Source organism: Fervidicoccaceae archaeon (genome assembly GCA_038878695.1).
GTDB lineage: Archaea > Thermoproteota > Thermoprotei_A > Sulfolobales > Fervidicoccaceae > JAVZVD01.
In genome coordinates this window covers 410033-434764 of record JAVZVD010000001.1, presented here as the reverse complement: position 1 = coordinate 434764, position 24732 = coordinate 410033, and the positions used below count along the sequence as shown (strand labels likewise).

The window sequence follows — 24732 nt, the reverse complement described above, 5'->3', positions numbered from 1 at the left end:
GAGTCAGCGGGGGATAATGAGAAGCGGACATTTAAAAGTTGTCCCCGCCGCTCTCTCACCTGGAGCTCAGCGCTATCCTCTCTATCTCGTCCTTCCTCGACACCGCGTAGCTCTTGGGATCATTGTTAGCGGCCGCAATTATCTCCTCGGCTAGGCACTCCTCTATGGGCTTCGGGTTGTTGAAGGCACAGTTCCTGGCACCGTCTGTCAGATGCCTCAGGGCTAGGTCGATCCTGCGGAGCGGAGATACGTCGACGGAGACGTGGTATCTTATGCCACCGTACATTATCGTCGTAGTCTCCTCCCGGGGAGCGGAATTCTCAACAGCTCGCACCAGCACCTGAATGGGGTTCTCGCCCGTTGAGAGATAGATCAGCTCGAAGGCCTTCTTCACGATGTTATACGCTAAGTGCTTCTTGCCCATATTTCTACCGTGCCTCATCAGCCTGTTAAGAAGGCGCTCTACTATTGGGACCTGCCCCTTGCCGAATCTCCTGCTCTCGTGCCTTCCTCCTGTGTGCGGTAGATAAACGGGCCTCAGGCAGATGTATTTCTTGAGACTCGGGTCCCTGACTTCTACGCCCTCATAGCTCCACTTCCCGAACAGCTTGATGTCGACCGACTTCAGAGGCGACCCGCTCAAGCGCGCTCCCTCTTAGCTTATCTCGGTGTAGAGGCGATAAGCCGGCTTAATATTTTGGAGGAGAGTCGCTTCGCTGCGGGTCGACTCACGTTCTCGCTGCTTGCTCCTCGGCCAGTCTCTTCAAAACATAAACGGGCTTGTCCGCTATGAAGGCCAGGAAAACGGCGTGGCTCGGTATCATGCGTCTCTCGATGGTCGTCGTTCCATCGGAGAACACGGCCTTAGCCGTGAAAAGCATGGTCTCCCGGTCCAGTTCGTCGATCACTACGTGGGAGAGCTCGCTCGTGAGGACCCTCCTCAGCTCTTCGTGCGCGGCCAGCAGATCGAACACGCTCTCCCTATTTGGACCCGTGAGCCTCCCGAAGACGTGCTCTACCCCCCTGAACGTGTTGATCGCCTCGACTATTTCGAGAGGAACGTGATAGAGCGTTAGAGTGAGCCCCTCCTCGAGATGCAGAACTATAGCTGGAGTGGCCGGGAGTCCGGGGAATATCAGAGCCTCGAGATCAAAGACGCGAAGATAAGAGGAGCTCCTACGAGGACCCTCCCCAAGCGACAAACAGCTTCCTACCGATAAGCTCTTGTGGAGCGGCGATATTAAATTGTTTAAGTCCGCTCGAGCTCCGGTAAGCTATCATCTAACTGGCTTTTGCTTCTTGCCTAGCAGTAGCGCCTTCAGGGAGACCCCGTTGACCATTACTACTTTATATCTGACGCCTGGCAGATCTCCCATGGATCTCCCTCTGCTCCCGCCTATTCCCTCCACAATCACCTCATCGTGCTCATCTATCAGATTCAGCCCTCCGTCCCAAGGCACGAAGGCCGTGACGACCTTCCCGTTCTTGATCAGCTGCACCCTAACGCACTTCCGGACAGCGGAATTAGGCTGTCTGGACTCTATACCGACCTTCTCGAGCACTATGCCCCTCGCCATGGGGGCTCCCTCGAGGGGGTCGACCTTCTCTTTGAGCCTAAGCGCTCTCCTCTTGAACTCCATCTGACTCCATCTGAATTTCTTCCTCTTTCTCCTGAGGTTTCTGGCCGCGTAGAGTCCGAGGGGAGCCTTCTTGCCGGGCACGAGCTCTCACGCTCTCGAATGCGCTCTCGCAAATCAAGAATTATAAAGAATGCCGCGGCCCCGCCGCCCTCATATGATGACCACGTCCTCTACGTCGAAGTACCTCTTCAACAGAAGCCTCGCCTTGTTTATGTTCCTGCCTCCTTTCCCTATGGCTAGCCCTCTATCCTCCGGCTCGACGACAACGTAGAGCGTTTTCTTGCCTGAGGTCTCGATCAACTTCACGCTCTTGACCCTAGCCGGTGCCAGGCTGTTCTTTACGAGCTCTTCGGCTGTCTCGCCGTCCTCAACTATTTTCACGTCTTTGCCTAGCATCTTTCTGAGAGCCTTGACGTTCATTCCTCCCTTACCAATCGCGATGCCGGCCTCTCCGCGCTTGACCACGAATATTACGCTGTTGTCCTCCTCGACGATTATGCAGTCCTTGACGGTGGCGCCGGTTAAGTCTTGAAATAGAGCTATGTATTTCAGCTCTCTAGATGTGAGCTTTATGTTAGGCAATTAAGCCCTCACCGCCTCTTTGGTCTTCTCCTTGGCTCTCTCGCTGAGCGCGAGCTCTACTATTTGAGACTCTCCGGGGTCAACTACTGCTAGCATCTGGACCGGGAAGGGTTTCCCGAGCAATCCTCCCAGCTCGACGCTCGTCCCGTTGAAAAAGAGCAAAGGCGTTCCCGAGAGCTCGGCGTATCGCTCTGCGTCCGATCTCGTCGAGGGATTAGCGTTAGCCGCCACTACAACCACCTTCGCTCTCCCGAGCTTAAGCGCCTTGAGTGAGGCCTTCGTGCCCAGCTCGACTCTGCCAGTATTGTAGGCCGTTTTCAGCTCTCTCTCTAAGCTCGCTCCCAGGCTCACGCTCTCTTCGCCTCCTCGGCCTCGGCTCCTCCCTCCCTCAGCTTGAGGGGCATCATGTAGAGGTCGACTGCACCAGTTCCCATGGGGATGGTCTGTCCCACTATAACGTTTTCCGTGACGCCTCTCAGGCTGTCGCGCCTACCTCGAACGGCCGCATCAAAAAGATACTTCGTGGTCATCTCGAAGGCGGCGCACGCTAGGACGCTGTCTTTCTCGCCGGACACGCCGTGTCTGCCTATCTGCCTGACGCGCCCGGTATGCGTCATTATGTCGGCGACCAAGTAGACGTGTCTCGGGTCTACCTCGAGACCCTGCTCCTGGAGCACGTTCATCATCTCTTCGATGATGAGGTTCCTGGCTGCCTCGATGCCAAGGACCTGCTCCACCTCGTAGATGTTGTTCGTCCTGGTCCTAGTGGGGTCTACTCCCTTCACCTTGAGCGCTTGAGCCAGATTCGAGCCGTCGGTTACCACGACGTACTCGTTCCCGTACTCCGTGGTCCTCAGCTGCACTATGGCTCTCTTGATGCCTCGGACCCCCTTGAGCTTGAGCCCGAGGAGCCTTTCTTTGCGCTTCGCCAATCGAGCCAAGTCGAGCTCTTCGCCGAGCTCGACAAGTATCGTGTGGTCGTCCTCCAAGCGCACCTCGCCCACTTTGGTCTTCTTCACGACCCCGAGCACGTACTCCATCGTTAGTCCCTTGTCTCTCAACATCTCCGGATCTAGGCGGATCCTGATAGCGTTGAGCGCTAGGTCCACCTCGACGTAGCTTGCCACGTTCTCTAAGAGCGTCATCTCGAGCTTTCTCGCCACCTCTAGGGCCTTCTGTAGATCGTGTCTGTGCGCTTCGTCAAGGTACACCTCCATCATTGGCGTCGACGGAGTCCTCCTCGCGTCGACTATCTCGATGAGCCTCGGCAGCCCGAGTGTCACGTTGAACTCCCTAACGCCAGCGTAGTGGAAGGTCCTCAGAGTCATCTGAGTCCCGGGCTCACCGATGGATTGCGCCGCCACAGCTCCTACCGGCTCACCCGGCTCGACGAGACTTGCCACATACGCTTCGATTACTAGATCGACTATTTTCTCAGCTTCCTCTCGCGTGACCTTTTTACCCTTGAGCCTCGCCACAGTCTCCTCGACGAGCTTTTCGGGGATCTTCCCCGAGGCTCTCTCGCGCACTATGCGCTCGATCTCCGCTTGCCCCAAAATTTCCCCGGTCAAGGGTCTCTCACTCACTCCCTCCAACCTATCACTCTATCGATGATCCTCTCCACATTAACCGGCTTGCCATGATCGCTTTTAGAGGGGTCCACTCCGTCTTCCCCATAGACCATTTGCACTATGGTGCCATCGGAGAGCCTGGCGCTACCGTCGTATGTCACGTATATGTCGATCAAAGCGTACATGAGCCTTCTCTGCATGTAACCGCTCTGGCTTGTCCTTACAGCCGTGTCAACTAGACCCTCACGTCCTCCAGCAGCGTGGAAGAACATCTCCAGCGGGTTCAACCCGTCGGTGAAGCTCGAGTAAACGAAGCCGCGGGCTGCCGGCGAGATGTCGTTCGCCTTGAAGTGCGGCAGGACTCTACCCCGGTAGCCTCTGCTTATTCTCTCGCCTCTGACGGACTGCTGACCGAGCGTCGCGCTCATCTGCGTCAAGTTGAGGATATTGCCCCTAGCTCCCGTCCTGGCCATTACGAGGGCGTTGTTAAAGATGTCCAAGTTCTCGGCGGCGATCTCCCCTGCCGCGTCTCGCGCCTTGCTGAGTCTCTCGATTATCTTGAGCTCCAGAGTTTCACTCAGCGTTCTACCCGGCAAGGGCTCTAGCCTTCCGCTCTCGTAGTCCTCTAAGAGCTTCTCCACGTCGCGCTCGGCCTCCTCTAGCTTCTCTCGAATGCGGGCCTTGACGGGTTGCTCCACCTGAACGTCCTCGAAGGTCATGGTGAAGCCGCTTTTCTCGGCAAAGAAGATGAACGTCTTGAAGACTCTGTCGAGGAACTCTCTAGCAGCCCCGGACCCGTATTCCTTAACCAACCAATGCACTATGTTCTCAGGCTGCTGAGCGCCTATCGTCTTCTTATCGAGCACCCCCACGAGGAGTTTCCCCTTTTTGATCAACACGAAGGAGTCGTTCAGGCAGTCTTCGTCAGTGCATCTCAGCTTCCCCGCGCTCACCGACGCTCTGCCTCTGAATATGAAGTCTGGAGGCAGGAACAAGCTGACCAGCTGCTTCCCCGTCCAGAACTCGCGCGGTGAGAAGATAGCCGGCTCGGGCAGTTCGCCATCGTAGCCTGTGACCGACAGGATGTCCATAACCTGTTCCCTCGTCAACACCGTTGATTTCACGGTCAGAAGGTAAGCTCCGCTGATGTAATCCTGGAGCCCCCCAATGATCGGGCCTCCATATCTTGGTGACTGTATGTGCTTTTCCACGAGCATGAGCTCTTTGGCCTCAGCTCTCGCTTCCTCGGTCTGGACCACGTGGAGGTTCATCTCGTCGCCGTCGAAGTCTGCGTTGTAGGGCGGACAGACGAGGAGGTTAAGTCTGAAGGTCTTGCCCGGCAGCACCTTGACTATGTGTGCCATGATGCTCATTCTATGGAGGGTAGGTTGCCTATTGAATAGCACCACGTCGCCGTCCATCAAGTGACGCTCGACCACATAGCCTGGGGCTAAGGAACTGGCGAGAGCCTTCCTGTCCTTGAAGAACCTTAGATCCACTCTCTTCCCATCGGGTCTTATGATGTAGTTGGCGCCCGGCCAGCGCTCCGGGCCATTCATAACGAGCCTCCGAGCCTCGTCGATGTTCCACGGGGTCACGACCATTGGGACCGTGAGGAGTTTCGCCATTTCCTCTGGGACCCCGACCTCGTTTATGCTGAGGTTGGGGTCGGGCGAGATGACCGTCCTGGCGGAAAAGTCGACGCGCTTGCCCGAGAGGTTCCCCCTGAACCTCCCCTCTTTGCCGCGTAGCCTCTGCGCCAAAGTCTTGAGGGCCCTGCCGGACCTGTGGCGCGCCGGTGGTATGCCGGGCACCTCGTTGTCTATGTACGTGGTCACGTGGTACTGGAGAAGCTCCCAGAGGTCGTCTATTACAATAGGGGGCGCGGCCGCCTCTATGCTCTCCTTGAGTCTCAAGTTGGCTCTTATTATGTCGACGAGCTTGTGCGTTAAGTCGTCCTCAGATCTTATGCCGGTCTCGAGCAATATGCTGGGCCTCACCTGAGCGGGGGGGACCGGCAACACAGTGAGGACGAACCACTCGGGCCTGCTCTCAGACGCGTTAATTCCGAGAAGCCTCAAATCGCTGTCTGGTATGTTGGCGAGCCTGGCGCGAATCTCATCGGGGGCGAGCTTCCTCAGCCCCTTTTCGCTTTCCTCGTAGAAGTGTGAGGGCTTCTCGAACTTAACCTTCAAGTGGGGAGCTCCGCAGTGAGGACAAGAAGGAGCAGAGAAAGCTTTGTTCTTGACCTGCTCGTGTAATCTGGGGACAAGTCGCGGTATGTATTTCTCGAGCCTATCGAGGAGGTCGAGATACTTCTCGACGAGATCCTGCGACAAGAGCAAGCGCCCACACTTAGCGCAAGTGGCGCGTAGTAAATCGTATATGTGTTTCACGAAGCCCACGTGGATGACAGGCTTTGCCAGCTCTATGTGACCGAAGTGGCCGGGGCAAGTCTGTAACGCGTTTCCGCAAACGGGGCACTTCTGTCCCGGCTCTATGACTCCAAGCCTCGGATCCATGACGCCGCCTTGGATTGGCATGCCGTCCTCATCGTAGGTCTCCGCCGTGATCACTTGAACTCTGCTCATCTTCCTTATGTCGGACGGCGAGAGCACGCCGAGCCTGATGCTGCTTACCACTTTCTTCGAGGGAGAGCTCATTGTTCAGGCACCTCTCTCGTACGGGTCAACAAGCTCCAGCCTTGGAGCTATTCCCATGCTCATTAGCTCCTGCAGAAGCAATTTGAATGCGTAAGACATCTCGACCGGGTATAGTTCGCCTTTGTCCTCGTGGATCGGACAATAGGGTCTATTTTTGTTCCTATCGTACCACCCAATCAGCCCGCATTTAACGCAAACGTAGACAATGGTTCTGTCGCTGTTGTCGAGGAGTCTCTCCTTGAGAACCATGGCTGTCCCGTGACCGACCAACGCGTCTCTCTCCATCTCTCCGAAGCGCAGGCCGCCCTCTCTCGCTCTGCCCTCGGTGGGCTGCCTCGTGAGCAGCTGGACCGGTCCGCGCGCTCTCGCGTGGAACTTGTCCGCCACCATGTGGTGTAGCCTCTGATAGTACACCACGCCTATCAAGACGGGCTGACCCAAGAGCTCGCCGGTTCTCCCATCGTACATCAATTCGCGACCGTCTGGGGAATAGCCTCTGCTCAGGAGCTTCATTTTGATCTCCTCGATGGGCTCTTTAGAGAAGGGGCTAGCATCTATCGTCCTCCCCTGGATAGCCGCGAGCTTGCCTGATATCGCTTCGAGGAGCTGACCGAGCGTCATTCGAGAGGGGAAAGCGTGGGGATTGATGATGATGTCGGGGACTATGCCCTCCTCGGTGTAGGGCATATCATATTGAGCAAAGACCATTCCGATCACGCCCTTCTGTCCGTGCCTCGACGCGAACTTATCTCCTATCTCCGGGATCCTGTAATCTCTCACTCTCACCTTGACGAGTTTGTCTCCCTCTTGCGTCTCGGTTATGAGCACCGCGTCGACGACTCCCTTCTCGCCATGCCTCAAGCACACCGAGGCGTCCCTCCTCGCCGTAGCACCGAAGCCGGCCTCGCGGAACTCCTCGAAGAATCGCGGCGGGCTGGTCTTACCAACCAGCGCGTCTCCTCCGGAGACCTCGACCTCCGGCGATATTATGCCATCGGGGTCGAGCTTCCTATAGTACTCGAGTCCTCTATAGCCTCGCACACCCGGCTCAGGGATCTCGATACGGTCCTCCTGGCCTCCCGGATACTTTCTCTCTTCAGCCACGTATAGCCTGAAGAATATAGACCTCATGAAGCCTCTATCTATGCTTGATTTATTAAAGATAAGCGCGTCTTCTATGTTGTAACCTGTAAAGCTCATCACCGCAACGATAGCGTTCTGCCCAGAGGGTCTGCTGTTGTAGCCTATAACGTCGAGGGCTTTGGTTTGAACGAGAGGCTTTTCAGGATAGCAGAGGAGATGGGCTCTCGAGTCCGTTCTAACTGGGAAGTTCGCGGCATAGAACCCCAGAGCCTGCTTGGCCATGGTGGCTTGGTAAACATTGCGCGGAGACTGATTGTGCTCGGCGTAGGGTATAGTCTGAGCGGTCACGCCTAAAATCGAGGCGGGCCAGAGCTCCAGGTGCGTGTAGCTCGAGTCCTCGAGCAGATCTTCTAGCTTCACCGCTACGTAGATGTTCTCTTCCTCTTCGGCGTCCACGAACTCTATCTTACCCTCTCTGACGAGATCCGAGAACTTCTTCTCCCCCTTCACTAGACTCTCGATGTCGCTCTTCGTCACGAGGGGCTTACCGTTCTTAACTATTAGGAGGGGCCTCTGTATTCTTCCTGCGTCGGCGTTGACGTAGACCTCGCGCACGTAATCCGTGGTATAGACGGCCACGTTGACCTCATGAGATATTGCTCCTCTCCTCCTCAGCTCTCTCAACTTCTGAGCGAGACTCTCGCCGTCCTCCACGTAGCCGATCAGCCTGCCGTTGAGGAAGACCTTATAATAGCTCGATAGGTCGAGCTCCCCGCTCAGATGTTTATCTAAGGCCTCCTGTACCGGGATGACGCCCTGCTTGTAGAGCCTCGATTCTAGGGCCTTCTCATTTACCCCCACAGTTATATTCACGAGGAGCGCGAGGTTCTTGACGAGCCCGCAGTTCGGGCCCTCCGGGGTCTCGAAGGGACACATTCTGCCCCATTGAGTCCCGTGGAGGTCTCTGGCCTTGAAGTGAGGCTGCGCTCTACTGAGAGGGGACACAACGCGTCTAAGATGACTAAGCATACTCATCCAGTTTGTCCTGTCTAGGAGCTGACTCACTCCGGTTCTCCCGCCGACCCAATTGCCCGTGGCCAGAGCGTGCTTCAGCCTCTCGGTTATCACGTCAGGCCTCACGACAGACGATACCCTGATCCTTCTATTTCTCGCCATCACTTTCTCGGTCTGATACTTCATGTCTCTCACAAATTGCCTGAACGCTACTCGGAACAACGTAGCGAGGAGCTCGCCAGCCAACTTCAACCTCTTATTAGCGTAGTGGTCTCTGTCGTCGGGCTCTCTCCTACCCAGCGCGAGGTCTAAGAGCCTATCCACCATCTGAGCTAAGAATAGAGCCTTGACGTGTCTGCTGGCGGGTTTTGTCCCCAAGTGCGGGAAGAGATATTTGTCCACTACGTTTTTGGCCCTCTCGATTCTGACCTCTCTCGGCTGACCGATGACCACCTTGGACCCAATGTAATCGAGGGCGTCCTCCTGCGTTGCTATGGCTCGAGCCGCCTCGAAGCTGGGGAGGAGTAAGTTGTGCTTTTCGGGGTCGAACGAGACCATGAGCGCGATGTCTCTATCCTTGACGACTCCGAGCGCTCGCATTAACACGACGAAGGGCACCTTCGTGGGAACTCCGCCGAAGCTCACGTGGAGAGTGCCATCTCGGTACCTGTCTACAATGACGGGGGTCCTCTGCGAGCCCGTGCTCGATACCACCTTCGCGGTATGCAACACGTTGGTTCCCGGTTTGCCTTCATCGACAAGGACCCTGTTGGCTACCATGTCCTCCTGGGCCACGATTACCCTCTCGCTCCCGTTCACTATGAAGTACCCGCCTGGGTCCTCCGGATCCTCGTTGATCGCGATCAGCTCGTCGGGCCCGAAATTGCTGGTCGGGTCAAGCTTAGACTTCACCATGATCGGGAGGTCGCCAATGTAGACCCTCTCCTTCGAGGTCTCCACGCCGTTCTCCACGAGGGTTATCTCGAGGTACATGGGAGCGGCGTAAGTCAGATTCCTCGTCCTCGCCTCGAAGGGTGTTATCTCCGTCTCGGATCCGTCGATCTCGCGCACGACTGGCCTCAGGACCTCAATTTTCCCGAGCTTGAACTTTACTCCGGGTATCTCGGTCTCTATCTCCGCATGCTCATCGATTATCTCTTGGAGCATTGCGTCAACGAATCTGTTATAGGAGTCCAGGTGCTGCCTGGCGAGCCCGTATTCCTCAATGAAGCTGCGAGCGAGGATCCACCTGTCGTTGTCGTCAATGAGGTCGGGAGCGGCGCTGGCCACGAAGCTCTCACCCCACCACAACGAATCTATATACCACTATGGGACCTCCCGTCGTTCCTCTCCTCACGATCTTGACCAACTCGCCCGGCCTGGCCCCGACGGCGCGGGCCGCCGGGTCGCTCGCTTTTATGAGAGGGAGCTGAGTCGGCTCAACCCCCAATTCTCTCAACACTCGGGGGACCTCATGGAGAGGCACGCGCTCGTGCTTAGGGACGAGCCTGTGGTCTAGCACGTTAAACTTCGAGCCTGAAGGCATGACGCTCCTACCCTTCCTGCTCTCACTTCGCGAAAACGTCGCCGTTCGAGGCTTTAAGCTCGCCTCCGTTTACCGATTAAAAGCTTTAGTCCCGCCTTCTCGCGAGGGTAGCTCTCGAAAACGCTGATACTCGGAGAAGAGGCGGGGCCACGGACTTCCTCGTGAGAGGAGGGCCCGCGCAGAGCTAGTGCCGCGGCCGGGATTTGAACCCGGGTCACGGGCTCGAGAGGCCCGCATACTTGGCCGGGCTATACTACCGCGGCTCGGTCTCTCCTGCGGTCTCGGGCGATTTAAAAGATTGCGAAGTCGCCCCTCTTCTCTTAACTCCTATGAGGAGGCGCTTGCCATCGATGTCCCACTCGACGACGTGAGCGCCGTCGGGGGGGCGACCTCCATACGTCAAGCTCACGGCTCTCGTCTCCTCTTTCACATAGCGTTCCCATCTTTTGGCTGCTTCGAGCAGCTCTTCGTCACCTTCTACCCATAACTCTATGTACTCTTCTACGTTGAGAGCTAGCTGCTTGCGCGTATGCTGGACTCGCCTCACAAGCTCCTTCGCTAGACCCTCATAGAGCAGATCGAGTGAGAGTCTCGCGTCGATTGCCAATTCGTAGCTCGCACTAGAGCACGCGACGTATCCGCCGGAGGACTCCAAGATTCTCAGCTCTTCGAGACTCACCATGGCGAGCTCCTTAGCGTTCGCGAGCTCTCGAAGAATATCGCTCATTAGGTGGACGGCGCTGCGAGCCTCGTCGGTCTTGGGGGCTACTACGACTCTGGATATAGGCTGGCGGAGCTTCAGTCCGGCCCTCGCTCTCAGGGCGAGGACGTCCTCGACCATCGCTCTCACTATCTCCGCGGACTTCTCGAGCTCCTCGTTCACGTACTCCCCCGGTGCCTCCTCGAGTCTCTCCAAGTGTATCGATTCCTTGGAATTTGAAACGAAGGGTCTGACGAAGTGTTGATAGAGGTACTCGGTCATAAATGGCAGGAATGGTGCGGCCATCAGGAGCCAGCCTTTCAGGACAGTGTAAAGCGCGGCGTAGGCGGCGAACTTGTCCTTGGACTCCCCCTCGGTCCACACCCTCCGCCTGATGATCCTTACATACCAATGGCTCAGGTCTTCGACTATGAATCTCCTCAGCTCCCTCACAGCCGCGTGCAACTCGTAGGCCTCCATATTCTCGATGTATCTTCGAAAGAGTCTGGCGTATCTCGAGAGCAACCAGAGATCCTCGACTTTCATGTGTTGCCTGAGCTCCTTGAGCGTATGGACCTCGGGGTCGAAGCCGTCCAGCGACATGTACGTGGCGGCGAAGTTGAACACGTTCCAAGCCACCGTCAGATCACGTCTCGCCTGCTCGAGCGATCTATACGAAAACCTCAGGTCCTCCCACAGAGTGCTCTGGAGGAGCCAGAGGCGTATAGCGTCTCTGGGGTACTTGGTTACCAGTTCCTCGAACTCGACGTAATTGCCCAAACTCTTGTGCATCTCACGCCCTTGCTCGTCGAGGAGGAAGCCATGCACCAGCACCGCCGAGTAGGGCGCGGCGTCCAGAGCTAACAGCCCGCTCCTGAGAAGGCTGAAGAACCATCCTCTTACTTGGTCGTGCCCCTCGATCACCAAATCGACCGGAGCGAGCCCCCTCCACGTCTCTCCGCCGGGGGGTTCGCCCAGGCTAGCGAAAAATGCTATGCCGCTATCGAACCACACATCCGCCACGTCGGGGGTACGCTTCATTCGGCCTCCGCAAACGCTGCAGGTGAGTGAGACCCGGTCTATCCACGGCCTGTGGAGGTCGCTCGGCGCTTCTCCTCCTAGCTCCTCGAGCTCTCTCCTGCTCCCAACCACCGCGATTTGACCGCATCTCTCGCACACCCATATTGGAAGCGGGATGCCCCAATACCTCTGCCTACTGATCACCCAATCCCGCAGCTCAGCTAAGAGGTTCTCGAATCTGCTCCTGGCCCATTCGGGGATCCACCGGATCTTCCTGGCCTCCTCCAGGAGCCTGTCCTTGATGGCGGTGACGCGAATCACCCATTGCGTCGAAGCGCGCAAGAGTAGAGGGCTCTTGCACCTCCAACAAATGGGGTACCTGTGTCTGATCTTCGATGCGTGGAGAAGTGCGCCGCGTCTTTTGAGCTCCTCGAGTATCTTGTCGTTGGCCTCCTCTCGGAAGTGCATTCCCCGGAAAATCCCGGCGTCCTCGCTCATGCGCCCTCTCTCGTCGACTAGCGAGACGACCGGTATATTCAGCCTCGAGGCCACTTCGAAGTCCACGTCGCCGTGGCCGGGAGCGGCGTGCACCAAGCCCGTGCCCTCGTGGGCCGATACCGCCTCTGCGGCCATGACCACGACGTGGTAAGGCTTGAGGAGTTGCTGCGCGTCGACGACGTCTTCCAGTGGGTGCTCGTAGCTGAAGCCTTCGAGCGAGGTACCCGGGAACCTCTCAATAACCTCGTAGGGGACTCCGATTTCCTTCATCACTTCTTCGACTCTCTTCTCCGCCAAGATCAGGATCTCGTCTCCGACTCGCACGCGCGCGTAGTCGAGATGTGGGCTAGCCATCACGAAGGCGTTGGCCGGCAGAGTCCAGGGAGTGGTCGTCCATACTACTAAGTACTCGTTCGATTTCGATGTACCGCGCACTTTCAGCTTGACGTAGACCGAGGGATCCTCGAGCTCCGCGTATTCTGAGACCTCGTAGTCCGCGAGCGTGGTCTCGCATCGTGGGCACCAGTGCACCACTCTCAACTCGCGACTCAGGAGGCCTCTCTCCCACGCTTTCTTTATGAGCCACCAGCCGCTCTCTATGTACTCGTTTCTGTACGTTACGTAGGGGTTTTCCCAATCGAACGAGGATCCTATGTCCTCGAACTGCCTCGTCATGTAGGCGATGTTCTCGTCAACGAGGCTTCTACACAGCTTCACGAAGTTCTCTATTCCGACCCGCTCCTCGATTTCCTTCTTCGATTTGAGCTTCAGACTCCTCTCGACGAGCACTTCTATCGGGAGGCCGTGCGTGTCGTAGCCGGGCTTGTTCCAGACGTCGAATCCTCTCATCCTCTTGTACCTAAGCACGGCGTCTTTGATGACCTTGTTCCAGACTGTTCCGAGGTGTATGCTCTTGGCCGAAGCGTAGGGGGGCCCATCGAGGAAGTAAAACTTCGGTCCTCTGCCCTTGTATTTGAGCTTCTCGTAGAGGCTTATCCTCCTCCAGAAGTCTTTCACTTCTCTCTCGATTGCCGAGGGGTCGTAGCTTGCTCCAGGCTGCCAGGAGAGCCTCATGTTATTCTCCCCGCGGAATCGCCGGCTACGATGGGGGCCGCCTGTGGTACTCCGTGAAGAGAGCTTATTAGGTTTCTAATTTGAGGTATTATTCGAAAAGTGGCGAAATCCGCAAGCATAGTATAAAAACTGGTAGTTTATTTTAACGGGCTATCTCGCGCTCCGAGAGGAAGATTTCTTCGCGGCTGCTGCGTTCCACGTAGCGAGCAATGTATCTTCTAGGCTTCAATCTCTCCAATAGGAGATTGAATCCTCTTAGCGGGTCCGTGTGGGCTCCGCAGGTGTATATGTCCACGGTAGCGTAACCATACTCTACCCATGTGTGGAGAGCCAAATGGCTCTCGGTGACCAAAACGAGTACACTGACTCCTCCCTTCTTACCGCCGAAGGACCACGCGTGATGCTCTACCACCTTAGCTCCCGTGAGCTCCGCCGCCTCGAGCATTAATCTCTCGAGGAAATCTTTGTCGCCTAGCAGCTCGCTATTTATCCCGTAAAAGTTTCCGTATAAGTGCTTCCCGATTACGCCGTTATTATCCTCCTCTTTAGTCGTGCCTTCTCCACTAGAGCTCTGGGCCTCGGCCACTCCGAGCTAATTCCTCCGAGAGGGATTTACCTAGTATCTCGACGGCAGTAGCGTCGGTATTTAAACTTGAGCCCCTTTGCCCGCCTTTTTCTCTTCGAGCCAGGCCTCCTCAATTATGAACTCTCCTCTCTCGCCCCACGCCACCGCATATCCCCTCACGTTTAGCTTGGCCCGCATGAGAGGAGCACTGAGAACTAGCGTCTCGGCTTCTCCTCCCTCGAAGCTGGGATCGAAGCCCCATCTCTCTGAGAGTGACTCTATTTCCTCGGCGGTCTTCAAGTCCACTGGTGTTCCCAGCAATCGGGCCGGCATGCCCGCGGTCGAGATCTTGGTTATAATGAATCTCACGCCGCACTCGATGAGCTCTCTCAGGTATCCTCCGCCTCCTCTGAGCCACAGAGGAGCCTTGATTTTCAGCCCTATCGCGAGAGCCGCTTGAGAGAACTTCATCAATTGGTAGCTCGAGCGCAGTGCCCCCGCGACGACGTATTCTCCCCCGAGCTCTCTCGCGCACTCGCGCAACGCCTCCTTTAACGAGGGTAGGTCGTCGCGGACCCCCTCGACCAAGCAAACGCGCATCGAGTACGCGCGGCCAAGAAGTTGGAAGAGTCGCGGCTCGGTGTAGTGGAAGAGAATGGAGTCGCGCGAGGCCGGCACCACGCAGCAGAGCCCCGTTATCTCGTATCCGCTCGCGTGAGCCACGTGCAGCGCGTACGTGCTGTCCTTGCCTCCAGTGAACAGGACAAAGGCCATTTCCGCGGGCGCTCCAGCACATCAACTGACGCAAATAAAAACTGCGATGAAGCTCTTATTTAGCTAGCGCGCTGGTCCGGCTAAACGGTGAGGATGAGTGCGGGACGGCGGAGCCGAGGCGAGCCCGAGCGGCGAACTAGGATCACCTGTAGCCTACGTGGTCGAGGAGAAGGGCCTCAAAGTGTATAGGCTGGTCGAGCCCTCCGCCGCGACGAGCCGCGCCTTATATCACGGAGAGGGTGTCGGGAGGAGGGTCTTCCTCGAGATATTGGGTCAGGTCGCCTCGCTGGCCACGAAGAGAGTGCTCCCGCGCTCCTTGTTGGGGGGAGTCAGCGTAGTCGGTGAAGAGAGCAGAATAGATTTCTTTGCGTACGACGCTAACCTAGACAAGAGCGTCGCCGACAAGATAGCAGAAGAGACGCGCTCGATTCTCTCCTCGGGCGAGGCTCTCTTCCAGGTGATACCGAAAGAGGAAGTCCTGGAGAGGTTGAAGCAAGCCGGAGAACCCTTCCTCTATAAGAGGGCGCGAGAGGCGACAGGCCCTCTGCTCACCTTAGTGCGCTGTGGCGAGTCGGTCGGCTTCTCGGAAGAGCTCATCGATGGGCGCGCGAGCTACCCCAACTCCGTCGTAACGGCGTCCAATGTCAGCAGAGTGCATTGGCTCGGCGAGGCGACGGGCATTATCATGGAGAGAGTGCACCTCACGGGTTACCCTAGCGCCGCAGACGAGAAGCTGTACGAGCAGCGCCTCGAGGAGATCAGAGCGCGCGATCACGTGGAGCTGGTCCGCAGAATGGACCTCTGCGTCTTCGAGCAATCGGTAGGAGCTGGGCTCGTGCTATGGGCTCCGGCCGGGGCGACCATGAGGAGGACCATCGAAGAGTACCTCTACAGACTACACATGCTCAGAGGCTATCAGCCCGTGGTGACGCCACACGTAGTCGCGGCCGACCTCTATAAGGTCAGCGGTCACCTGGAGCTCTTCCGCGAGAACATGTTCGTCTTCGAGCACGAAGGCAGAACTCACGTGGTCAAACCGATGAACTGTCCGCTCCACATAGCCATAGTCAAAAGGAAGAGGTGGAGCTACAAAGATCTGCCTCTGCGCTACTTCGAGCTGGGGACGGTCTACAGATTCGAGCGGGGAGGGACCCTCCACGGCCTGGTCAGGGTCAGAGGCATGACTCAAGACGATGCCCACATCTTCGCTCGCGAAGATCAGATCGAGGAGGAGGTAGAGCGCGTCCTCGACCTGCTCCAGGAGGTCTACGAGGCCTTCGGAGTGACGGAGTACTTCTTCAAGCTGAGCCTCAGAGATCCCTCGAGTCTCTCGAAGTACCTAGGAGACGAGGAGCTTTGGAGAGAGGCCGAGAGAGCCCTCGAGGCTGCGCTCAAAGCCAGAGGAGCCAGCTTCTCGATCGACCTTGGCGGGGCGGCATTCTACGGACCGAAGATCGACGTGGTTCTCCGCGATTCTCTTGAGCGAGAGTGGCAGTGCGGTACGATACAGTTGGACTTCAATCTGCCCAGAAGATTCGGCCTCACCTACACGGACGCGAGCGGGGGCGAGCGCTACATGGTAATGATACACAGAGCCCTGATAGGTACTATAGAGAGGTTCGCCGGGATACTGTTAGAATATTACGCTGGCAGAGTGCCGCTATGGGTCGCGCCGCTCCAGGTAGCCATATTGCCCGTGGAGGAAGAAAACGAAGAGCAGCTCTCCTACGCTAAGCATGTGGCCGAGGAGCTCAAAGCAAGGCGGGTGAGGGCAGAGGTCTTCTCCGAGGGGAGGCTGAGCGCGAGGATTAGGGCCGCTAGGTCCTCTCGAGTTCCCATGATAGCTGTAGTAGGAGAACGTGAGGTCTCGAGTAGGACTCTGTCGGTGACCAGGATAAGGTACGGTGTGGACGAGAGAAGGCGCTACGCGCCTAGAGAGGAGAGATTCGAGGCGACGCCGGAAGAGTTAGCCTCAATGATCATAGAGGAGACGAAGCGTGCCACGCGAGGAGTCATGCCGTGAAGGTCCGTACTTTGACCGGCATCGTAGATGCGCACACCCATGCAATCGAGTACACAGAGGAGGACTGGAGAAAAATAGAAGAGCTCTCGCCGCTCCTGATAGTCTCCGTTGGGGAGGACCTGGAGAGCTCGAGGAGGAGCGTGGAGTTAAAAGAGGAGAGACCCTTCGTCCTACCATGCGTTGGGGTGCACCCGTGGAGAGTTTCCGATGTGAGCCTCAGCGAGGTTAAAGCCGTTAAAGAACTGGCGGAAGACCTCGGGGTCTCGTGCATTGGAGAGGTAGGGCTGGACACAAAGTTCGTCCCGGAGACTCTCGAGAGGCAGAGAAGGGTCTTCGCGGAGTTGGTGGAGTTGGCTGAGGAGCTAGGCGCGGTCCTCAACGTACACGCGGCCGGAGCTTGGCGTGAGGTCCTGGAGTTCCTGGAGAGGTCGGAGATCGAGAGGGCGGTGTTCCACTGGTACACGGGGCCTATCGATCTACTAGAGAGAGCGGTCGAGCGAGGATTCTACTTCTCGATCAACGTAGCGGCGAGGCTTCAGGAGAGACACAGAGCAGTTGCCAAGGCAGTGCCACTCGATAAAATCCTCACCGAGAGCGATGGGCCCTACGAGTACAGAGGCGCGAGGCTGAGCACAACCATGATACCAGACCTCGTGAGCCTCCTAGCCGAATTACGGGGCGAAGACGAGGCGACGCTAGTTGATGCGGTCAGGCGGAACGCGAGGAGGCTCTTCGGATAGGGGGCCCGAGGTTCTCGGCGCTCTGCGCACTTAAATCCACTCGGCCTACAATCGGCGGAGGAAGTTCGAGACCGGGAGAGGAGCGAGGCGCTTGAGCTTAAGAGAAGAGCCCCTGATCGTAGCTACATCCGATATACACTCACCGCGCTACTTAGCGATATGGCGGGACGCTCTATTGGAGGTGTGCGATTCTAGGAGGAGCTTCGTTTTGATGATAGCCGGGGATATCGTAGATCGTGGAAGAGCGGAGGCAGCAGAGCTCGTGGAGAGGGTGCTTCGCGAATGCAAGTCCGCGACCAAGATCGTCGGAGTATTCGGCAATGACGACTTCGTTGAGACGAGAGAAGCGATCAGAGCCGCGACGCCCAGCGTCTTGTGGCTCGACGACGAAGTGGCTTCGGTAGAGCTTGGTGGATTGAGGCTCGATGTTCTGGGTTCCACCGGAATACTGGACGAGCTCACGAACTGGCAGTCGAGGAACGCGCCGTGGCTGGCGGAGGTCTATAGCAAGAGGCTAGAGATGTTGAGGGACTTCTCTCTAGCACCTCGGAGGGTGGGGACTTTCAGGGTGGTTCTCTTTCACTATCCCCCTACCACCAAGACCCTGATAGGTGAAGCCAGATGGGCGTGGCCCCAGATGGGGTCGAGAGCCGCAGAAAAGGTCATATCGGACGGAGAGGTCGATATCGTGGTCCACGGGCACGCCCACAAGGGCAAAGTGCCCGTGGCTCGGATCGGCAAAGCGGTGGTCTACAACGTCTCTTTCCCCGCCATAGGCGGGGTCCGGGAAATAGTCCTGAGGCGTCAAACCACACTGGAACAGCTCGAGGAGGGGGAAAATTAAGCGCCAGCGCGCGTACCTAGGCCGGAGAGGCGTAGAGCAGTAGGCGGAGAGGAGCGTGCCATCGTGACGGATCGGGTCCTCTCTCGCGAGTTGGTGGAGTATCTCTCGAGGCTAACTCTCGTAGAGCTCGAGCCGAGGGAAGTCGAGAGACTGCTAAGCGAATTGGAGATTTTGATAAGCTACATAAACGACGTCCTCTCCATCGATGTGTCAGATTCGTCGGAGCTCCTCTACGTAGGTGGCTCTGGCGAGCTGAGAGACGACGAGCCTGAGCGCGAGGAGCTTCTAGAGCCTCTGCGCAACGCCGAGGTGGAGGCCGGATTCGTCAAGGCCCCAAAGGTGGTGATCGAAGACTGACCCTTTACGAGAGAGTAGTAGATTTCGTTAGTGAGGCCGAGAGAGGTTCGGCGGATCCTCTGGCTCTCCTCGAGAGGTCTCTCGCGAATATAAAGAGACTAGACCCCCAGATCAACGCCTTCATAACGATCGATGGGAGCGCGTTGGAGGATCCACCGCGCGTTCGCGGACCTCTACTTGGGGTCCCGATAGCCCTTAAAGACAACATAGCCACGATGGGGCTCAGGACCACCTGCGCCAGCCGAGTCCTCGAGGACTTCGTGCCATCATATGATGCCACTGTCACGAAGAGATTGAAGGCCTCCGGCGCCATCGTCATCGGCAAAACCAACATGGACGAGTTCGCCATGGGGGCTCTGGGTACTACGAGCGCTTTTGGGCCCACTAGGAACCCGCTCGATCTCTCGCTGTCTCCCGGCGGCAGCAGCTCCGGTAGCGCTGCGGCAGTCGCGTCCGGCATGGTGCCTGTGGCTCTGGGTAGCGATACGGGCGGTAGCATAAGGCTCCCCGCCGCGTGGACCTTAACCTTCGGGCTGAAGCCCACTTTCGGGCTCGTCAGCAGGTACGGTCTAGTGTCGTACGGCGAGAGTCTGGAGCAGATAGGACCTATGGCTGCCAACGCGAAGGACCTGGCACTGCTTATGTCCGTCATCGCCGGTCGAGACTCGAGGGACGCTACGTCTCTCGACGCCGATCTTAAAGCTGAGTTCCTCAAGGTCGCTTTCTCTGAGCCGTCTCCCGATGCCCTGGAAGGGCTCAGACTCGCTGTGATACGCGAGCTGGTCGAGCACCCTCAGGCCGACGAGGACGTGATCAGAGGATTCTGGAAAGCTCTAGACGAGCTCTCCTCCGAGGGCGTGAAGATAGACGTGGTGGAGTGCCCGCTCGTCCTAAAGGCTCCACAGATCTATTACGTCATTGCTTTCTCGGAGGCCAGCAGCAACCTCGCCAGGTATACCGGGGTCTTATTCGGCAAGAGGGTCGTGCCTCTGGAAGGCTCATCGTGGGACAAAGTGTACTCGAGAACTCGGGCGCTCTTCGGATGGGAAGTTAGAAGGAGAATAATATTGGGGGCCTTCGTCCTGAGCAAGGGCTACTACGATATGTATTTCTCGAGGGCTCTCAGAGCTAGATCTCTCCTAGCTCGCAAGATCGCGGAGATATTGGCGAGATACGACGCGATAGTCTCCCCGGGGTCTCCCGTCAGGCCCCTGCCGCTAGACTTCGACGTCACCGACCTCTCGAAGCTGAATGCCGTCGACGCCCCCCTCGTCGTAGCTAACCTCAGCGGGCTACCGGCGATTTCTTTCCCCATCGGTTTGAGTCGCGGAGCTCCTATCTCGATGCAATTAATCGGCCCCAGGCTGAGCGACCCGAGACTCCTAGAGATCGCCAAGTGCCTCACGGAGCTCGTGTACAAGTCAGCCAAGAGGTGGTCCCAGTGAGGACTATTTTGGGGCTCGAGATGCACTTTCAAGTGACCAGCGTAAAGACTAAACTGTTCTGTAGCTGCAGCGCCGACTACAGAGGCAAGCCCCCCAACACGAATGTATGCCCCGTCTGCCTAGGCATGCCAGGAGCTCTACCTAAGCCGAATCGAGCCGTCGTAGAGAAAGCGCTGATGGTCGCTCTCGCCTTCAACATGGAGATCTCGCCCGTTCTCTCGTGGGCGAGGAAGCACTACTTCTACCCGGATCTCCCCAAGAGCTATCAGATAACGCAGTATGACGGAAAGGGCGTGATGAGCCTAGCGCGCGGAGGAAGAATAGAAGTAGAGGTCGGCGGGGTCAAGAGAGTCTTCAGGCTGAGGAGGCTCAACATCGAGGAGGACCCGGCCAGACTCGTTCACCCGACGGGCTCCGCGCTAACGAGCCCCTACGTGCTCGTCGACTTCAACCGGAGCGGCGTGCCCCTTCTCGAGATAGTCACAGAACCGGACTTCTCGAGCGAGGTCGAGGTCGAGGCCTTCCTTAAGAAGGTCAGAAGCGTGCTCGAACACCTTAACGTGACAGATTTCTCGCTCGAGGGCGCGCTGCGCGTAGACGTAAACATAAGCGTCGATGGAGGCGAGAGGGTCGAGATAAAGAATCTGAACAGCATCAGTGACATAATCCAGGCTATTAGGTACGAGAGAGAAAGACAGCTCGACGCGTTGAGGAAGAACATCCCGATTAGGAGAGAGACTAGGCACTGGGACCCGATCAGGAGAGTCACGTTTCCTCTGAGGAGGAAAGAGGTCGAAGAGGACTACAGGTACATGCCGGACCCCAACCTGCCTCCGCTGAAGATCACGCGGGAGCTGCTGGAGAAGCTGAGGAGAGAAATGCCAGAGCTGCCCGACGCCAAGCTCAGGCGCCTCGTGGAGGAGCACGGCCTCAGCCCCTATCTCGCGAACGTGCTCGTCTCCAGGCGCGCCCTCTCCTCGTACTACGAGCGTGTAGTTGAGCTGAGCGGCGTCAAGGGGGACCTCGTTGCCTCGTATATAGTCAATGATCTCTTGGGCTGGGTTCCCGAGGAGAGCCCCGAAAAGCTGTGGAAGCTCGTTCCCCCCGACGTCGCCGCCAAGGTGATCAAGATGTTGAGCGAGGGCCTCATTACGATAAAGATGGCCAAGGAGATCATACCAGACCTCCTATCCGGCCGAGACCCCGAGGCCGTGGTGACAGAAAGGGGGTGGCGCGTCGTTCGTGACGTCGAGGAGCTGAGATCTGTGGTTCGACAGGTCTTCGCCGAGAACGAGAAAGCCGTGAGAGACGCCTTGAGGAATAAGCGCGCGATCCAGCATCTGATAGGAAAGGCGATGGAGAGGACGGGCAAGAGAGCGGATCCCAGAGTGCTCCGAGCGATTGTTGAAGAGATGCTGGAGCGAGCTCGCGCCGAGCTCGAAGAGGAGGGGCCCGGAGCGAGCTAGCGCGCCACGGGCCCTATGGCGATCTCCCCGGCTAATGCGTTGATTCTATCCACCTCCCGATCTACCGTGTTCTGTATCTCGCGTATCTCTTCGGGAGTCAGATGCGAGAACCTTCCCTGCAGCCTCAAATACTCCTCGACGGGCTTCCTCTTGGGAACCTTGGTGGTGACTCTGAGCCTCCCCTCTACCACCTCATAGTTTATCCACATGCCCGTCTCTACCGCCAGTCTCGCCAACTTTATCCCGATCCTCGGCTCGAACCTCCAGCCCGTTGTGCACGGCATCAGAACGTGAACTAGCGAGGGGCCGGGGGCCGAAAGCCCGCGCACGAACTTCGCGTCCATGTCGAGAGGGTACGCCGGATTAGCCGTAGCGGCATAAGGTATTCCGTGAGCTAGCGCTATGGCCACTATGTCCTTCTTCCTCCCCTCCTTTCCTCGCACCTTAGAGCCGACAGGTGTCGTCGAGGTCCACGCCATGGGTGGAGTAGCGCCGCTTCGCTGAATCCCCGTGTTCATGTAGGCCTCATTGTCGTAAACTACGTACGTGACTTTGTGCCCTCTCTCGAGCATCCCGCTGAGAGCCTGCAGACCTATGTCGAACGTTCCCCCATCGCCGGCGTAGACGACGACGTTGATCCTCCTGCTAGGGTCTATAGCTCCCTTCCTGGCGAGAACTTTGAGGGCGGACTCTATCCCGGAGGCCACGGCCGCCGCGTTCTCGAATGCCACATGAATCCACGGCACCCTCCACGAAGTGTAGGGATAGAAGGCTGTCGAGACCTCGACGCAGCTCGTCGAGGAGACCACGATAGTATTAGGCCCAGCCATTTTGACGAGATGTCGCGCTATGGTGCCAGCCACACAGCCTGCGCAGAGGCCGTGCCCCCCAACGAATAGCTCTTCTCTAGGTATATCTCTCACGCTCTCAGGGACCTTCATCAAAGGCCTCTCACCCCATAGAACCGCGTGACTAGATGAGCGTCCCTCGCTCCTCGGGCGTTCTCGAGAGAGACCGCGAGCTCGGTGAGGTCCTCCACGGTGACGGTCCTCTGCCCCAGCCCGGCCACGATGCTAACGAGAGAGAGGTCCAGCCTCCTCCCGATCGACGCTGCTATCTCCAGAGCGATCGGGCCACTTGGCCTGGCCCCGTAGCTGATTGCCCTGTCGACCACCCCGAGGACGGAGACCCCCCTCAGCGCCCGCTCGAGCTCCTCCAGCGGGAAGGGCCTATAGAGTCTGAGCCTGAGGGCGCCGGCCCTCGTCCCCCTCCTCCGAGCCTCGTCCACGGCCAGCCTGGCGTTGTCCCAATAGGACCCCATCACGAGCAGAGCCACGTCTGCGTCCTCGATCTTATACGTCTCGATGAGACCGTAGCTCCTGCCCAGCACCCGCTGCGCGGCACGCTCGAGCTCTCGGGCCTTCTCGAGAGCCTTCTCCATGGCTACCACCTGCTGGTACTTGAACTCGTAGTAGTATTCCGGCGACGTTATCGTCCCCATCGTGATGGGACTGTCGGGGTCGAGCCTGCTCCACGTCCGCCTCTTGGGCGAGAGCTCGAGGGCTCTCTCGCGTCCCGCTGGCTCGAAGGGCTCTGCTGTGTGGCTCGCTATGAAGCCATCGTAGGCCACCATGACGGGGAGCAGGACCTCCGGATCTTCGGCCAATCTGTACGCCATTACCGTGGTGTCGTACACCTCTTGAGCCGATGAGGCCACATAGATGACCCAACCGGAGTCCCTGACGCTCATGAGGTCGGAGTGGTCATTCCATATGCTGATAGGAGCGGAGAGGGCTCTCATGGCGACGCACATGACTAGGGGCAGCCTCATCCCGCTGGCTATGTGGAGCACCTCGTGCATGTAGATGAGGCCCTGGCTACTCGTCGAGGTGAAGGCTCTGGCTCCGCAGGCCGAGGCCCCGATGAGCGCGCTCATCGCGCTGTGCTCGCTCTCGACGTAGATCAGCTCAGCATCTAAATCCCCGTTAGCGACGAATTCCGCTATCTTCTCAACCACTGTAGTCTGCGGTGTTATCGGGTAGATCGCCACGACGTCCACGTCGACGTCCTTCACCGCCTCGGCCGCGGCCTCGTTGGCCGTGGCCACCTTCACTCTCGTGGAGGCGAGCGTCACTCTACAGCGCCTCCGGGACCATGGTGATCGCCTTGACCGTGCACTCCTCGGCGCAGATGCCGCAGCCCTTGCACAGCCTATAGTCGAACTCGTAAGTCACCTCGTATCTCCTGCCATTTCTATTGATGTAGGGCTTGTCGAGCTCGAGCACCGCCCCGTCGGGGCAATAGATCCAGCAGAGCCTGCACCGTATGCACTTCTCTTGATCCCTCACCGGCCTCTCCAGCCTCCAATCGCTCCTATCGATTGAGGCCGAGTTGCCGAGCTCGCGCACGACAGCTCCCGGCGGCATCTCGTGCCACCGGGGGGCCAGGGTCGTCGAAGTCACGCGCCCTCCACCTCTCGATAGCCCGCCTCGAGAGCTCTGGTGTTCTTCTCGAGAAGAGGCCCACCGAATCTCCTAGCTAAGGCCAGCTTGAGGCTCTCGAGCCCTACTACCTCGGTCGCCTTCGCGAGAGAGCCGAGAAGCGTCGTATTGACCACAGCCCTGCCCACGTGCCTGAGGGCCATCTCGGTGGCGTTGACAACAAAAACCCTTACCCCCTCGACTCCGAGGAGGCGCGAGGTCTCCTGGGGCGTCCTGCTCGTGTTGACCACCACGACTGCTCCCTCTCTTAGGGAGGGCACGAGATGACGAGCTGAGACGAGGTGAGGGTCCATGACGACGAGAAAGTCTGCTAAGCTTATCGGAGTCCTAGGTAGTATATTGGCGTCTCCTGGGAGAGGGCGGGCAACTATTCTATTGAACGCCCTGACGGGGGCTCCTCTTCTCTCGGCGCCGAATTCCGGCATCCCTATGGCCGGCTTTCCCTCGAGCACGGCCGCTTCGGCCAGTATATATGAGGCCAGGACGGCTCCCTGCCCGGCTCTCCCTAACCACACGCCCTCGACGACTCTACGCGTCGCGCTGAGCACTACAGAGAAGCACCGCTTTGCGAGGTTTCTTCGGGATTTAAAAACGAGAGCCTGACGCTATTACGCTCGTAGCCTCAA

22 protein-coding genes and 1 tRNA gene are annotated in these 24732 nt (G+C 57.8%); 6 read left to right on the top strand and 17 right to left on the bottom strand.

Annotation, left to right across the window (positions count from 1 at the left end):
- Positions 1–55: 55 nt before the first annotated feature.
- From QXU97_02445 to QXU97_02385, 13 genes are all read right to left on the bottom strand, one after another.
- Positions 56–643 carry a 30S ribosomal protein S7 gene (locus tag QXU97_02445; GenBank protein MEM4035461.1) on the bottom strand — a complete coding sequence of 196 codons (588 nt, stop codon included), beginning with the start codon at positions 641–643 and terminating at the stop codon, positions 56–58.
- Positions 644–728: 85 nt separating this feature from the next.
- The gene (locus QXU97_02440) at positions 729–1202 is read right to left on the bottom strand and encodes a hypothetical protein (GenBank protein MEM4035460.1); all 474 of its coding nucleotides are present in this window, start codon (positions 1200–1202) and stop codon (positions 729–731) included.
- A 75-nt stretch (positions 1203–1277) separates the two neighbouring features.
- Complete coding sequence (locus QXU97_02435) at positions 1278–1721, bottom strand: 30S ribosomal protein S12 (GenBank protein ID MEM4035459.1); 444 nt, start codon at positions 1719–1721, stop codon at positions 1278–1280.
- 69 nt (positions 1722–1790) lie between these two features.
- Positions 1791–2222 carry a NusA-like transcription termination signal-binding factor gene (locus QXU97_02430; GenBank protein MEM4035458.1) on the bottom strand — a complete coding sequence of 144 codons (432 nt, stop codon included), beginning with the start codon at positions 2220–2222 and terminating at the stop codon, positions 1791–1793.
- Positions 2223–2573, bottom strand: coding sequence for a 50S ribosomal protein L30e (locus QXU97_02425; protein ID MEM4035457.1), 351 nt, complete (start codon positions 2571–2573; stop codon positions 2223–2225).
- Positions 2570–3808, bottom strand: coding sequence for a DNA-directed RNA polymerase subunit A'' (gene rpoA2 / locus QXU97_02420; protein ID MEM4035456.1), 1239 nt, complete (start codon positions 3806–3808; stop codon positions 2570–2572). The genes QXU97_02425 and rpoA2 overlap by 4 nt, the downstream gene beginning before the upstream one ends.
- Positions 3805–6456, bottom strand: a complete 2652-nt coding sequence (gene rpoA1, locus QXU97_02415; GenBank protein ID MEM4035455.1) for a DNA-directed RNA polymerase subunit A' — start codon at positions 6454–6456, stop codon at positions 3805–3807. Before rpoA1 ends, rpoA2 begins: the two co-directional genes overlap by 4 nt.
- Positions 6457–6459: 3 nt before the next feature.
- Positions 6460–9864: a DNA-directed RNA polymerase subunit B gene (locus QXU97_02410; protein ID MEM4035454.1), complete on the bottom strand. Its 3405-nt coding sequence runs from the start codon at positions 9862–9864 to the stop codon at positions 6460–6462.
- Positions 9851–10099 carry a DNA-directed RNA polymerase subunit H gene (locus QXU97_02405; protein MEM4035453.1) on the bottom strand — a complete coding sequence of 83 codons (249 nt, stop codon included), beginning with the start codon at positions 10097–10099 and terminating at the stop codon, positions 9851–9853. Before QXU97_02405 ends, QXU97_02410 begins: the two co-directional genes overlap by 14 nt.
- Before the next feature lie 188 nt (positions 10100–10287).
- Positions 10288–10362: transfer RNA gene (locus QXU97_02400), tRNA-Glu, on the bottom strand.
- Positions 10353–13391: an isoleucine--tRNA ligase gene (gene ileS / locus QXU97_02395; GenBank protein MEM4035452.1), complete on the bottom strand. Its 3039-nt coding sequence runs from the start codon at positions 13389–13391 to the stop codon at positions 10353–10355. Before ileS ends, QXU97_02400 begins: the two co-directional genes overlap by 10 nt.
- A gap of 142 nt (positions 13392–13533) precedes the next feature.
- Entirely contained in the window at positions 13534–13977 is a 444-nt protein-coding gene (speD, locus tag QXU97_02390) for an adenosylmethionine decarboxylase (GenBank protein MEM4035451.1), read from the bottom strand.
- 60 nt (positions 13978–14037) lie between these two features.
- The gene (locus QXU97_02385) at positions 14038–14730 is read right to left on the bottom strand and encodes a diphthine--ammonia ligase (protein MEM4035450.1); all 693 of its coding nucleotides are present in this window, start codon (positions 14728–14730) and stop codon (positions 14038–14040) included.
- A gap of 97 nt (positions 14731–14827) precedes the next feature.
- Between QXU97_02385 and thrS the strand changes: the two genes are divergently transcribed.
- The 6 genes from thrS to gatB all read left to right on the top strand — a co-directional run bounded on the left by thrS (position 14828) and on the right by gatB (position 21605).
- Positions 14828–16753, top strand: coding sequence for a threonine--tRNA ligase (gene thrS / locus QXU97_02380; GenBank protein MEM4035449.1), 1926 nt, complete (start codon positions 14828–14830; stop codon positions 16751–16753).
- Positions 16750–17493: a TatD family hydrolase gene (locus QXU97_02375; protein ID MEM4035448.1), complete on the top strand. Its 744-nt coding sequence runs from the start codon at positions 16750–16752 to the stop codon at positions 17491–17493. The genes thrS and QXU97_02375 overlap by 4 nt, the downstream gene beginning before the upstream one ends.
- A gap of 91 nt (positions 17494–17584) precedes the next feature.
- Positions 17585–18337: a metallophosphoesterase gene (locus QXU97_02370; GenBank protein MEM4035447.1), complete on the top strand. Its 753-nt coding sequence runs from the start codon at positions 17585–17587 to the stop codon at positions 18335–18337.
- Positions 18338–18400: 63 nt separating this feature from the next.
- On the top strand, positions 18401–18694 hold the full coding sequence (locus QXU97_02365) for a hypothetical protein (protein MEM4035446.1): 294 nt from the start codon (positions 18401–18403) through the stop codon (positions 18692–18694).
- Positions 18658–20139, top strand: coding sequence for an amidase family protein (locus QXU97_02360; GenBank protein ID MEM4035445.1), 1482 nt, complete (start codon positions 18658–18660; stop codon positions 20137–20139). Before QXU97_02365 ends, QXU97_02360 begins: the two co-directional genes overlap by 37 nt.
- The gene (gene gatB, locus QXU97_02355; GenBank protein MEM4035444.1) at positions 20091–21605 is read left to right on the top strand and encodes an Asp-tRNA(Asn)/Glu-tRNA(Gln) amidotransferase subunit GatB; all 1515 of its coding nucleotides are present in this window, start codon (positions 20091–20093) and stop codon (positions 21603–21605) included. Before QXU97_02360 ends, gatB begins: the two co-directional genes overlap by 49 nt.
- Here gatB and QXU97_02350 read toward each other — a convergent pair.
- The 4 genes from QXU97_02350 to QXU97_02335 are packed head-to-tail and all read right to left on the bottom strand — an operon-like array spanning position 21602 to position 24654.
- Entirely contained in the window at positions 21602–22546 is a 945-nt protein-coding gene (locus tag QXU97_02350) for a thiamine pyrophosphate-dependent enzyme (GenBank protein MEM4035443.1), read from the bottom strand. The two genes, gatB and QXU97_02350, sit on opposite strands and share 4 nt — an antisense overlap.
- Positions 22546–23739, bottom strand: coding sequence for a ferredoxin oxidoreductase (locus tag QXU97_02345; protein ID MEM4035442.1), 1194 nt, complete (start codon positions 23737–23739; stop codon positions 22546–22548). The genes QXU97_02350 and QXU97_02345 overlap by 1 nt, the downstream gene beginning before the upstream one ends.
- 1 nt (position 23740) lies before the next feature.
- Positions 23741–24067 (bottom strand): 4Fe-4S binding protein, encoded by a 327-nt coding sequence (locus QXU97_02340; GenBank protein ID MEM4035441.1) that lies wholly within the window; start codon positions 24065–24067, stop codon positions 23741–23743.
- A complete protein-coding gene (locus QXU97_02335) occupies positions 24064–24654 on the bottom strand; it encodes a 2-oxoacid:acceptor oxidoreductase family protein (protein MEM4035440.1) in 591 nt (196 codons plus the stop codon). Before QXU97_02335 ends, QXU97_02340 begins: the two co-directional genes overlap by 4 nt.
- Positions 24655–24732: the final 78 nt, after the last annotated feature.